Here is a 10,451-nt window from a genome sequence, read left to right as displayed (position 1 = left end):
CTGATACAGGGCGATGATTTCTTCGAGCAGTTCGTCGAGCTGACCGTCGCCGAGCATGCGTTCGACGTGCGCCAGCCCCAACGGCTGCGGCGGTTTCAGGCCGTGGGTGCGCGCCACCAGTTCGGTGGATCGCTCAGGGCCGGTGTCGCCGGGATGTGGCTGGGCGATCGGTTTGAAGAAGCCGACTTTGAGGCCGGCGCGTTCAAGCGTGCGCACCAGCCCGAGGCTGATGGAGGTCAGACCCACGCCAAAATCGGTGGGGGCGATAAAAAAAGTTTGCATGGGAATTCTCTATGCAAGGGTGTCAGCCTATGTCTGGCCGACTACCGAAATTCAGTCGCCAAGGTTAGCGCTAACCGAGCCTTGTGCACACCAACCGCAGGCAAAGGGTTGACCTGTTTTTTCAATACGTTGCGCCGGATCCAGGACCCAGGCACGGGTTTGCCACGGCGGCTGGTGGCGCAGGTGCTGGGTGTGGCCACAGGAAAGCTCGACCACCCAATGGCCATCTTCGTCCTGATGGAAGCCGGTGATGGTCGAAACCCGTTTGTCCGGGTTGTGGTCGCTTTCACGCGATTGCTTCGCTAAACTTGGCCTTTCTATATTCTTATGCAAAAGGTCTCGCCCCATGCTGATCGCCGCCAATAAGGCTGTCTCCATCGACTATACCCTGACCAACGACGCTGGTGAGGTCATCGACAGCTCCGCCGGCGGCGCTCCGCTGGTTTACCTGCAAGGCGCAGGCAACATCATCCCGGGCCTGGAAAAAGCCCTTGAAGGCAAAGCTGTCGGCGACGAGCTGAAAGTAGCCGTTGAGCCGGAAGACGCTTACGGCGAATACGCCGCCGAGCTGGTCAGCACCCTGAGCCGCAGCATGTTCGAAGGCGTTGACGAGCTGGAAGTCGGCATGCAGTTCCACGCTTCGGCGCCGGACGGCCAGATGCAGATCGTCACCATCCGTGATCTGGACGGCGACGACGTCACCGTTGATGGCAACCACCCTCTGGCCGGTCAGCGCCTGAACTTCGAAGTGAAGATCGTTGATATCCGTGACGCCAGCCAGGAAGAAATCGCTCATGGTCACGTCCATGGCGAAGGTGGCCATCACCACTGATTTTCTGCGCTAAGCTTCGAGTACTGGAGAGGCGCCTGTGGGCGCCTTTTTAGTCCGCGGCTGTCCTTGGTGGCCTCGCCAAGTGGCTGTTTCGAGTAGAACACGAGAATCCTGGAGTTCGGCATGAGTGCTTTTCACGACCTTAAGTTGACAGCCCTGGATGGTCAGGAGCTACCGCTGGCGCCGTTCAAGGGCCAAGTCGTGCTGGTGGTCAACGTGGCCTCCAAATGCGGCTTGACCCCTCAGTACGCGGCACTGGAAAACCTCTACCAGCAATACAAAGATAAAGGCTTTGCTGTGCTGGGCCTGCCGTGCAACCAGTTTGCCGGTCAGGAGCCAGGCTCGGAGAAAGAGATCCAGGAGTTCTGCAGCCTCAACTATGGCGTGACCTTTCCGTTGTCGAGCAAGCTCGAAGTCAATGGCCACGAGCGGCATCAGTTGTATCGCCTGCTGGCGGGCGAGGGCGCCGAATTTCCCGGTGACATCACCTGGAACTTCGAAAAGTTTCTGCTCGGCAAGGACGGCCGGGTGCTGGCGCGGTTCTCGCCGCGCACGGCGCCGGATGATCCGACAGTGATTGCCGCGATCGAAAAAGCCTTAGCCTGAATCAGAAAATCGCAGCATTGAGCTGCGATTTTTTTTGCCTGCCTTTTGACCCTTAATCATTTAGATCAATAGTGCTGTCACGCGAAGAACGTGGCGGATATTATCGCCGTCATATCGATCAATGTCCGTCGCCAACGTTTTCGTGGAGCCTCTCGATGCCCGTTCAAGCCCTGTTCAAACCGTTCCACCTCGGTGCCCTCGAACTGCCGACCCGCGTGGTCATGGCGCCAATGACCCGTTCGTTTTCGCCGGGCGGTGTGCCGAATTCCAAAGTCATTGAGTACTATCGCCGTCGTGCGGCCGCCGGGGTTGGTCTGATCATCACCGAAGGCACCACCGTCGGCCACATCGCGTCCAATGGCTATCCAAACGTGCCGCAATTTTTCGGTGACGCGCCGCTCGCCGGCTGGAAAAAAGTTGTCGACGCCGTGCACGCCGAGGGCGGCAAGATCGTCCCGCAACTGTGGCATGTCGGCAGCGTACGTCGCCTCGGCACCGAGCCGGACGCCAGCGTGCCGGGCTACGGTCCGTCGGAAAAACTCAAGGACGGTCAGGTCGTTGTTCACGGCATGACCAAGCAGGACATCCAGGACGTGATCGCTGCGTTTGCCCAGGCTGCCAAAGATGCGCAAAGCATCGGCATGGACGGTGTGGAAATCCATGGCGCCCACGGCTATCTGATCGACCAGTTCTTCTGGGAAGGCAGCAACCAGCGCACCGACGAATACGGTGGCAGCCTGGCCAACCGTTCGCGTTTCGCCATCGAATTGATTCAAGCGGTGCGCGCAGCCGTCGGTGAGGGTTTCCCGATCATCTTCCGCTTCTCGCAATGGAAGCAGCAGGATTACACCGCGCGTCTAGTGCAAACCCCCGAAGCGCTGGGCGAGTTTCTCAAGCCGCTGTCAGACGCTGGCGTGGACATTTTCCACTGCTCGACCCGACGCTTCTGGGAGCCGGAGTTCGACGGTTCGGATCTGAACCTTGCTGGCTGGACCCGCAAGCTGACCGGCAAACCGACCATCACCGTGGGCAGCGTCGGCCTGGACGGCGAGTTCCTGCAGTTCATGGTCAACACCGACAAGGTCGCGCAACCGGCCAGCCTGGAAAATCTGCTGGAGCGTCTGAACAAAGAAGAGTTTGACCTGGTAGCAGTGGGCCGCGCGCTGCTGGTCGATCCGGACTGGGCGCAGAAAGTCCGTGAAGGGCGTGAGCAGGACATTCTGCCGTTCAGTCGTGAGGCGTTGATGTCGCTGGTCTAAGCGGCCCCAGTTCGAACCATTCGCGAGCAGGCTCGCTCCCACCTTCGACCGCATTCCATCTGAAAGAATGCAGTACCCATGTGGGAGCGAGCCTGCTCGCGAAAGCTGTTTCTATGTCGCCGAAAATCTAAGGTTGTGTCTGCGCCCCAGGCACCACCAGCTCCCCCACACAAGCCCCACGCAAATACCCCTCGAACTGCTCGATAATCGCCGCCCAGCCCTGGCGACTGCCATGCTGCCGCGCATTCAGCCGTACACAGCGCAACCGCTCATCCTCCTCCAGCAACCATGCCGCCGCCTCGCAAAATGCCTGCTCATCGCCGGGCATGGCTGACACGCCGTTGTAGCCGTGGCGAATATGCTGCGCCGCGGCTGCCTGATCATAGGCAACGACGCCGAGTCCCGAAGCCAGGGCTTCCAGCACCACATTGCCGAAGGTTTCGGTCAGGCTGGGAAATACGAACAGATCTCCTGAGGCGTAGTGCGCCGCCAGGGCTTCTCCCCGCTGCGCGCCGCAGAAGATCGCCTCCGGCAGTTCTTTTTCCAGCGCCGAACGCTGCGGGCCATCTCCGACCACGATCAGCTTCAGATGGCGCTGTGGATAAGTTTCGCACAGACCTTCAAAGCAGCGTTTGAGCAGGCCCAGATTTTTCTCCGGGGCGAGCCTTCCTACGTGGATGACCGCGATATCCGTCTCAGAGAGTCCCCATTGCTCACGCAACGCGCTCTGACGTTTGCTCGGATGAAACAACTGGCTGTCCACACCCCGCGACAACAACGCCAGCCGCTCGAAATGCCGCCGCTCCAGTTCCAGGCGCTGACTGACGCTCGGCACCAGAGTCATTGCCGAACGATTGTGAAACCAGCGCAGGTAATGAGTGAGCATCCGCGTCAGCAGACCGAGGCCGTACTGGCTGGTGTATTGCTGGAAGTTGGTGTGAAAACCGCTCACCACCGCAATCCCCAGGCGCCGTGCGGCGCGCAGTGCCGACAACCCGAGCGGGCCTTCCGTGGCGATGTACAGCACATCCGGGCGCTGGCGTTTCCAGCGGCGCAGCAGTTTATGCATCGACGACTGGCCCCATTGCAGTCCCGGATAGCCCGGTAGTGGCCATCCGCGACACAGCAACAGTGCATCGTCTTCGCTGCGTTGCGGATCGATGGCCTGGCGCGGGCGCACGAGCTCCACCTGATGCCCACGTGCGCGCAAACCCTCGCACAAGCGGCCAAGGGTATTGGCCACGCCGTTGATTTCCGGTGGGAAGGTTTCGCTGATGAGGGTGATATGTAGAGCTGTCGTCATGACCTCAGTGTCGGCTGAGGCCATGTCGAGCTTGTTACGGTCGGATGATGGATTTGTGACGCGATCAGTGTTGGATCACCAGATTTTCGGCACCACGCTCGCGCACCCAGAACAACGTCGCCCCGGCTACCGCCGCCGGCATCATCAGGATGTTGACCACCGGAATCAGCAGCACCAGATAGACGATCCCGCCAAAGCTCATGCTCTGCCAGCGCTTTTGCCGCAGCCAGGCGAGCATCTCGTTCCAGCCCAGTTTGTGGTTGTCCGCCGGGTAGTCGATGTACTGGATGGCCATCATCCACACGCCGAATAGCAGCCATAACGGCGCGGCGACGATATTTACCACCGGGATGAACGACAGGATGAACAGGCCGATGGCGCGCGGCAGGAAGTAGCCGAGCTTGCGCATTTCCCGGGAAAGGGTGCGCGGGATCATCGCGATCAGTTCGCCCCAGCTGAACGCCGGGAAATCATCAGTGCCGCGCACCACCACTTCGACTTTTTCCGCAAGGAAGCCATTGAACGGTGCGGCAATGATGTTGGCGAGCATGGTGAAGGTGAAAAACACCATCAAGGCCACGAGGACCACGAACAATGGCCAGAGGATATAGCTGAGGAAACTCAGCCATTCAGGCAACGACGGCATCAGCGTGTCGACCCACAGGCTGAACTGGTGGCCGGCCAGATAGATCAATCCGACGAACAGCACCAGATTGATCGCCAGCGGCAACAACACGAACAGGCGCAGGCCAGGGCTCAGGACCAGTTTGAGGCCTTCGCGCAGGTATTGCGGGCCGGACAGAACAGGGGCGGGCATAAGGTGCTCCGAAGCAAGGGAAAACGCGCCGACGTTACCGGCTTTGCCACAGCTGCGAAAGCGCGGCAGAGCAATCGACATTCACTGTAACAAAGAGGTCTATCTCGTCAGCGTCTCGGCATAGAGACCACCTATGAGCTGGATTGTTAAACCGTATTTCCTTAATCTTGCCCCCCTCGATACGCTGCACCCAACTTTTTACAGGACTGTCGAGTTCAAGCCTTCCCCAAGGTGTCCACGGTCCTTTTTTATTCCGCCGGCCGTCCGGCGTCCGCGCCAGATTTTTCATGGCCGGCCAACAGGAGCAGATTCATGTCTGAAGTCCGTCATTCGCGAGTGATCATTCTCGGTTCCGGCCCCGCCGGCTACAGCGCTGCGGTCTACGCGGCCCGCGCCAACCTCAAGCCACTGCTGATCACCGGCATGCAGGCCGGCGGTCAACTGACCACCACCACCGAAGTCGACAACTGGCCGGGTGATGTTCATGGTCTGACCGGCCCGGTGCTGATGGAGCGCATGCGCGAGCACGCCGAGCGTTTCGAGACCGAGATCGTTTTCGATCACATCAACGCCGTGGACTTCGCTGCCAAGCCGTACACTCTGACCGGCGACAGCGCGGTTTACACCTGTGATGCTCTGATCATCGCCACCGGTGCCAGCGCCCGCTACCTGGGTCTGCCGTCGGAAGAAGCGTTCATGGGCAAAGGCGTGTCGGCCTGCGCGACCTGCGACGGTTTCTTCTACCGCAACAAGCCGGTCGCTGTGGTTGGCGGTGGCAACACCGCTGTCGAAGAAGCGCTGTACCTGGCCAACATCGCCAGCACCGTGACTCTGATTCACCGTCGCGAAACCTTCCGCGCCGAGAAGATCCTGATCGACAAGCTCAACGCCCGTGTGGCTGAAGGCAAGATTATCCTCAAGTTGAACGCCAACCTGGACGAAGTCCTCGGCGACAACATGGGCGTCACCGGTGCGCGTCTGCGCAACAACGATGGCAGCTTCGACGAAATCAAAGTCGACGGCGTGTTCATCGCCATCGGCCACACCCCGAACACTTCGCTGTTCGAAGGCCAGTTGACGCTGAAAGACGGTTACCTGGTTGTGCAGGGCGGCCGTGAAGGCAATGCGACGGCCACCAGCGTCGAAGGCATCTTCGCTGCCGGTGACGTGGCTGACCACGTTTACCGTCAGGCCATCACCTCGGCCGGCGCCGGTTGCATGGCGGCACTGGACACCGAGCGCTACCTGGACGGCCTGCAGAACGCCACGTTCTAAGACCGCAGGGCACAAAAAAACCGGCCAGAGATTGGCCGGTTTTTTTGTACACGCTCTTCCTGCTCCAACGCAATTCGATCGTTCCCACGCTCTGCGTGGGAATGCAGCCCGAGACGCTCTGCGTCCCAAAGCGGACGCAGAGCTTCCAATGAGGCATTCCCACGCGGAGCGTGGGAACGATCCGAATCCCGTTGTTAGCGGCGGGTCAGTGGTTCTGCGCTGAACTTGACCCCGGCCAGGCCGTGCTTGATCAACGCGCGAATGTTGCCGTGATCGCTGCCCTCGGGCGTCGCCAGGACCGAACGGTAATGCTCGCCGAACGCCAGCAGCGCTTCTTCATCGCTCAAGCCTTCCAGCAGTGCCAGACCCAGGGTCTTGCAGGAACCTTCGTTCTGCCCGGCAGCGTTTTCCACGCCGCCGTTGTTGAATGCTTGCGGCTGGTAGTCGTAACCGGCGGCGATGAACGCCAGGGTGTCGGCGAAAACATGCTCGCCACTCTTGAGCCTGGCGCGCAGGGTGTTCAGATCAGTCATTGGGTTTTCCTTTGGCAAACGCTGCTTGCTGCGCGGCGCTGGCTTCTTGCTGGTATTGGGCTTTCCACTCGGCGTAGGGCATGCCGTACACCACTTCGCGGGCGTCATCGAGGCTGACCTCGATCTGGCGTTGATCGGCTTCGGCCTTGTACCACTTCGACAGGCAGTTGCGGCAGAACCCGGCAAGGTTCATCAAGTCGATGTTCTGCACGTCCTTGCGGCTGTCGAGGTGAGCGACCAGTCGGCGAAAGGCGGCGGCTTCGAGTTCCAGGCGTTGTTGATCAGTCATGGGGGTCTCTTCGAGACAGCTTTGAGCGGCAAGCTTCAAGCTGCAAGATGGGTGTCTGTGAGCAAAGTTTACAGCTTGCGGCTTGAGGCTTGAAGCTAGCGACTCGCCGCGAGCGTAATCGATACCGACTCGGCGAAGCGCAGCGCGTGCGGTTTGTCGACTTCGACTTCGGCGTACAGCACCGATGCATTGGTCATCACCAGGTCGAGCAATTCCTGGGTCAGGCGTTCGAGCAGGGCGAAGCGGTTACCTTCGACGTGGGCGATGATCGCTTTGGTGATGGTGCGGTAATTCAGCGCGTGGTCGATGTCGTTGTCACGCACCGCCTCCTGCGCCGCGTACAGAATGGTCAGGTTGATCAGCACATCCTGCTTGTTGAGGATTTCGTCCTCGTTGATGCCGATAAAGGTGCGCAGGCGCAGATCCTTGACCCGGATGCGCGCCATCCCCGGTTGAAGTTGTGGCATTGATTTGCTCCGTCCAGTCTATTGCAGGCGTTCTGGTGGATCTTACTCGACTCGCGGCCGAAGCGGGACGGCCTATTTGACGTGCCGTCCACCGTTGACGGTGAGGGTCGTGCCGGTGACATAGGGATTGTCGAGCAGATAGCGCAGGCTCTGATAGATCACCTCGCTGCCGGGCTCGATACCCAACGCGGACTTGGCCAACGCCTTGACGCGGTACGCCGCGTCATCGTCGGGGTTGAACAATAGCAGCGCCGGGGCGATGCCGTTGACCTTGATGGCCGGCGCAAAGCGCGCGGCAAACGACAGGGTCAGACTGTCGAGCCCGGCCTTGCTGGCGCAATAACCGATGTGCTTGCTGCTGCCTTTGCGGGTGACATCGTCGCTGATGTGGATGATGTCGGCAGGCGTCGAGCGCTGCAGCAACTCGGCGCAGTGCAGGTTGATCAGGTAAGGCGCGAGCATGTGAATGTTGAACATGCGATTGAAGGCTTGTGCTTCGCTGCCCTGGGTTTCCGCCAGCCATTCGGAGGCGTTGTGCACGACGGCGCGCAAGCTGTCGGTGTGGGCTTTCAGCGCGTCGATGAAGGCAAGAATCCCGGCCTCGCTGGAAAAGTCCGCGAACAGCGCTGTCGCGCCAAGATCGCGAAGTGCCTGCACGCCCGGTCGCTCGGTGCGGTAAGTGAAAATCAGCGGGTGGCCGTCCTCGATCAAGCGCTGCGCGCAGTGCAAGCCGACACGCTGGCCGGCGCCGGTGATGAGGATCGGGGCTGCGGAATCTGGCATGGGCGGCTCGCATCGCGGTTGAAGCGAAAACTATAACAGGCTCGCCGCCCGCAGCAGATCAGCGATTCTGCGCCGACGGTGTGGCCGCCAGTGGCCGGGTCGGCGTGCTGTTCAACCAGTTCGCCAGCAGGCGCGTCGACAACGGGATGAAGAAATACACCATCAGCGGCGTCAGGCCCGCCGTGCCGATCAATATCCGCGGCAACAGGCTCAACTCAGCGAGCAGCGGGCCGAGGATAAAGTTGAAAATCAGCGACACCGGGAAAAACGCGAGCCAGATCGCCACGGCCTGTTTCCAGCGCGGTGGGCGTTGCCCGGCAGCACCAAACCAGCCTTCAATGCCGCTGACCCGGTGCTCTTTAGGATGTTCGAACAAATCGCTGCCGCGGTTCAGCCAGGCGGTACGCGACGCCGAGTATTCCCAAGCATGCAGGGTCTGCTCATCGACAAAGCGAAAGATGATCTGGAATTCGTTGTCACCGGGCGGTGGCGCAAGGACGCCGGAACCCAGGTAGCCGGGGAAGTCGGTGGCCAGTTGTTCGCCTTCGCGCAACCATGCAATGAGATCGTGATAGCGGCCATCAGCGACGCGACGCGCTACCATCAACGTAACGGGGGAAGTAGACATTTTGTATCTCCGTATTTCGAGCGCGTCGTTCCGGGTAGGAGCTTCGCCTGACGCAGGCCGGGGTAGAGGCCTGCGCTTTACAACAAGCAAGGATTATTCCTGATTTTGTCGATTAAACCAGCCATATTCGTCGCAGCTCACTACTTGAAGGTTTCCAGTCCATCATGTTTAAAATGGGATCCAATAAACCGACATGGAAGTTGACCGCCAGATGCCTGTAATCACGGATACTCGCCCGGCCTCAACAGCACCCGGCACGCTCGAACGCGAAGAGCTGTTCCCCATCCGCGAAGTGGCGCGCCTCACCGGCGTCAATCCGGTGACCCTGCGGGCCTGGGAGCGTCGCTACGGATTGATCCAGCCGACCCGCACCGAAAGCGGGCATCGTTTGTATTCCATGAACGATATCGAGCGTGTTCGCAGCATCGTCGACTGGATCGATCGCGGCGTGGCCGTGAGCAAAGTCGGCAAGATCCTGGCGAAAACAGAGCCTCTGAAGGTGCTGGCAAACTTTATCCCCGATGATCATGTGCAGGCCGATTACAAGCAATGGCAGGAGCAGGTTCAGCAGGCGGTCAGTGAGTTCGACGATCAGCAGCTGGATCGCGTCTACGGACAGATTTTCTCGTCGTACACGCTGCCAGTGGTGTTCGAAGCCATCATCATGCCGTTGTGGCGGCAATTGCTGCAGCGCCAGGACGCTTTCGGGCAAACCAGCGAATGGTTGTTTCTCGACGGATTCCTCAGGGCGCGCGTGCTGCAGCGCATCGTCATGTTGCGGGGGGCTCAACCGCGCCGGGTGGTCGTCAGTGCGCTTGCGGGGCAATGCAGAGAGCTTGAGTTGCTGGTCGCGGCGCTGTTTCTCAGCGGCAACGATTCTGGCGTGCGGGTGCTGACTACGGGCCAGCCTTTCGATGAATTGACGCTGGTCTGCGAAAAGGTCAAGCCTGACGCACTTGTGCTGTTTTCAAACCATGCCCCCGGTCCGGAGCTGCCCCGGCGCCTGAATCGTCTGGCACTGAGTCTGGATTGCCAATTGATGCTGGCTGGCGATGCCTCGGAACTGGCCGAAGACAGTCTGGCCGGTTCATCGGTGGCATGTCTGGGGAATGAGGGCGCGACAATGCGTCAACGCATGAAGCAATTCATGGCAGGCAAACTGGATACCTGAAACTCAGGCGTGCAGGGCGGGGTGGGTCAGGCGATGCTGTTGCAGGATGAACTGGCGCAAGCGCTCGGTTTCGTCGGCATCGGTCTGGCTCAGTTCGTAGGCGAAGAAACCTTGCTCGGTTTCACGCTCGAAATGGCCGCGCAACGAGATGCGTTCATAACCGGAAGGGCTGAACCACAGGGCGAAATGTTTCGGTGGTTTGGTCT

General features: G+C 60.0%; 14 protein-coding genes and 1 pseudogene. 5 read left to right on the top strand and 10 right to left on the bottom strand.

All coding sequences use genetic code 11. The features are described 5' to 3' along the window. Together OQK_RS06555 and OQK_RS29110 are read right to left on the bottom strand one after the other, a co-directional pair. The coding region (locus OQK_RS06555; RefSeq protein ID WP_038860655.1) for an AAA family ATPase at window positions 1-282 on the bottom strand (282 nt) is incomplete at its 3' end. A 51-nt stretch (window positions 283-333) separates the two neighbouring features. Continuing rightward, window positions 334-660, bottom strand: coding sequence for a DUF3565 domain-containing protein (locus OQK_RS29110; RefSeq protein WP_073473919.1), 327 nt, complete (start codon window positions 658-660; stop codon window positions 334-336). Here OQK_RS29110 and OQK_RS06550 point away from each other — a divergent pair. The 3 genes from OQK_RS06550 (at window position 629) to OQK_RS06540 (ending at window position 2,979) form a co-directional block, all read left to right on the top strand. After that, on the top strand, window positions 629-1,114 hold the full coding sequence (locus OQK_RS06550; RefSeq protein ID WP_016771661.1) for an FKBP-type peptidyl-prolyl cis-trans isomerase: 486 nt from the start codon (window positions 629-631) through the stop codon (window positions 1,112-1,114). The genes OQK_RS29110 and OQK_RS06550 overlap by 32 nt on opposite strands. Window positions 1,115-1,237: 123 nt before the next feature. Continuing rightward, the gene (locus OQK_RS06545; protein WP_016771660.1) at window positions 1,238-1,720 is read left to right on the top strand and encodes a glutathione peroxidase; all 483 of its coding nucleotides are present in this window, start codon (window positions 1,238-1,240) and stop codon (window positions 1,718-1,720) included. A gap of 155 nt (window positions 1,721-1,875) precedes the next feature. Beyond that, window positions 1,876-2,979 (top strand): NADH:flavin oxidoreductase, encoded by a 1,104-nt coding sequence (locus tag OQK_RS06540; RefSeq protein ID WP_016771659.1) that lies wholly within the window; start codon window positions 1,876-1,878, stop codon window positions 2,977-2,979. Between the two features lie 127 nt (window positions 2,980-3,106). Here the strand turns inward: OQK_RS06540 and OQK_RS06535 are convergent, their stop codons facing one another. Further along, the gene (locus tag OQK_RS06535; protein ID WP_016771658.1) at window positions 3,107-4,306 is read right to left on the bottom strand and encodes a glycosyltransferase family 4 protein; all 1,200 of its coding nucleotides are present in this window, start codon (window positions 4,304-4,306) and stop codon (window positions 3,107-3,109) included. Window positions 4,307-4,346: 40 nt separating this feature from the next. Beyond that, window positions 4,347-5,099, bottom strand: coding sequence for a sulfate transporter CysZ (gene cysZ / locus OQK_RS06530; protein WP_038861129.1), 753 nt, complete (start codon window positions 5,097-5,099; stop codon window positions 4,347-4,349). A gap of 312 nt (window positions 5,100-5,411) precedes the next feature. Here cysZ and trxB point away from each other — a divergent pair, with 312 nt between their 5' ends. Then, window positions 5,412-6,374, top strand: coding sequence for a thioredoxin-disulfide reductase (gene trxB, locus OQK_RS06525; protein ID WP_016771656.1), 963 nt, complete (start codon window positions 5,412-5,414; stop codon window positions 6,372-6,374). A gap of 194 nt (window positions 6,375-6,568) precedes the next feature. On the opposite strand, the gene OQK_RS06520 is transcribed toward trxB, so the two are convergent. The 5 genes from OQK_RS06520 to OQK_RS06500 form a co-directional block, all read right to left on the bottom strand. Further along, window positions 6,569-6,907 (bottom strand): HopJ type III effector protein, encoded by a 339-nt coding sequence (locus OQK_RS06520; RefSeq protein WP_016771655.1) that lies wholly within the window; start codon window positions 6,905-6,907, stop codon window positions 6,569-6,571. Continuing rightward, window positions 6,900-7,196, bottom strand: coding sequence for a DUF1244 domain-containing protein (locus tag OQK_RS06515; protein WP_016771654.1), 297 nt, complete (start codon window positions 7,194-7,196; stop codon window positions 6,900-6,902). Before OQK_RS06515 ends, OQK_RS06520 begins: the two co-directional genes overlap by 8 nt. 95 nt (window positions 7,197-7,291) lie before the next feature. Beyond that, window positions 7,292-7,663, bottom strand: a complete 372-nt coding sequence (gene folX / locus OQK_RS06510) for a dihydroneopterin triphosphate 2'-epimerase (RefSeq protein ID WP_016771653.1) — start codon at window positions 7,661-7,663, stop codon at window positions 7,292-7,294. A gap of 72 nt (window positions 7,664-7,735) precedes the next feature. Next, the gene (gene folM / locus OQK_RS06505; RefSeq protein WP_016771652.1) at window positions 7,736-8,446 is read right to left on the bottom strand and encodes a dihydromonapterin reductase; all 711 of its coding nucleotides are present in this window, start codon (window positions 8,444-8,446) and stop codon (window positions 7,736-7,738) included. Window positions 8,447-8,504: 58 nt separating this feature from the next. Continuing rightward, window positions 8,505-9,074 (bottom strand): antibiotic biosynthesis monooxygenase, encoded by a 570-nt coding sequence (locus tag OQK_RS06500; protein WP_016771651.1) that lies wholly within the window; start codon window positions 9,072-9,074, stop codon window positions 8,505-8,507. A 211-nt stretch (window positions 9,075-9,285) separates the two neighbouring features. Between OQK_RS06500 and OQK_RS06495 the strand changes: the two genes are divergently transcribed. After that, on the top strand, window positions 9,286-10,245 hold the full coding sequence (locus OQK_RS06495) for a MerR family transcriptional regulator (RefSeq protein ID WP_038861127.1): 960 nt from the start codon (window positions 9,286-9,288) through the stop codon (window positions 10,243-10,245). A gap of 3 nt (window positions 10,246-10,248) precedes the next feature. Here the strand turns inward: OQK_RS06495 and OQK_RS06490 are convergent. Beyond that, window positions 10,249-10,451 (bottom strand): annotated as a pseudogene (locus OQK_RS06490) (hypothetical protein); the annotation flags it as partial.

This window comes from Pseudomonas sp. R62, assembly GCF_000257605.1.
Lineage (GTDB): Bacteria > Pseudomonadota > Gammaproteobacteria > Pseudomonadales > Pseudomonadaceae > Aquipseudomonas > Aquipseudomonas atacamensis.
Note: the sequence above shows the minus strand (reverse complement) of the source record. Positions and strands in the feature narration are given on the sequence as shown.

What these genes read in the sequence shown, in the direction of transcription:
- OQK_RS06520 (WP_016771655.1), bottom strand. Translation starts at nt 6,907, where the DNA reads ATGACTGATCTGAACACCCTGCGCGCCAGGCTCAAGAGTGGCGAGCAT.
- OQK_RS06545 (WP_016771660.1), top strand. Translation starts at nt 1,238, where the DNA reads ATGAGTGCTTTTCACGACCTTAAGTTGACAGCCCTGGATGGTCAGGAG.
- OQK_RS06540 (WP_016771659.1), top strand. Translation starts at nt 1,876, where the DNA reads ATGCCCGTTCAAGCCCTGTTCAAACCGTTCCACCTCGGTGCCCTCGAA.
- OQK_RS06500 (WP_016771651.1), bottom strand. Translation starts at nt 9,074, where the DNA reads ATGTCTACTTCCCCCGTTACGTTGATGGTAGCGCGTCGCGTCGCTGAT.
- OQK_RS06495 (WP_038861127.1), top strand. Translation starts at nt 9,286, where the DNA reads ATGCCTGTAATCACGGATACTCGCCCGGCCTCAACAGCACCCGGCACG.
- OQK_RS06535 (WP_016771658.1), bottom strand. Translation starts at nt 4,306, where the DNA reads ATGGCCTCAGCCGACACTGAGGTCATGACGACAGCTCTACATATCACC.
- OQK_RS29110 (WP_073473919.1), bottom strand. Translation starts at nt 660, where the DNA reads ATGGAGACAGCCTTATTGGCGGCGATCAGCATGGGGCGAGACCTTTTG.
- OQK_RS06515 (WP_016771654.1), bottom strand. Translation starts at nt 7,196, where the DNA reads ATGACTGATCAACAACGCCTGGAACTCGAAGCCGCCGCCTTTCGCCGA.
- folM (WP_016771652.1), bottom strand. Translation starts at nt 8,446, where the DNA reads ATGCCAGATTCCGCAGCCCCGATCCTCATCACCGGCGCCGGCCAGCGT.
- OQK_RS06550 (WP_016771661.1), top strand. Translation starts at nt 629, where the DNA reads ATGCTGATCGCCGCCAATAAGGCTGTCTCCATCGACTATACCCTGACC.
- trxB (WP_016771656.1), top strand. Translation starts at nt 5,412, where the DNA reads ATGTCTGAAGTCCGTCATTCGCGAGTGATCATTCTCGGTTCCGGCCCC.
- folX (WP_016771653.1), bottom strand. Translation starts at nt 7,663, where the DNA reads ATGCCACAACTTCAACCGGGGATGGCGCGCATCCGGGTCAAGGATCTG.
- cysZ (WP_038861129.1), bottom strand. Translation starts at nt 5,099, where the DNA reads ATGCCCGCCCCTGTTCTGTCCGGCCCGCAATACCTGCGCGAAGGCCTC.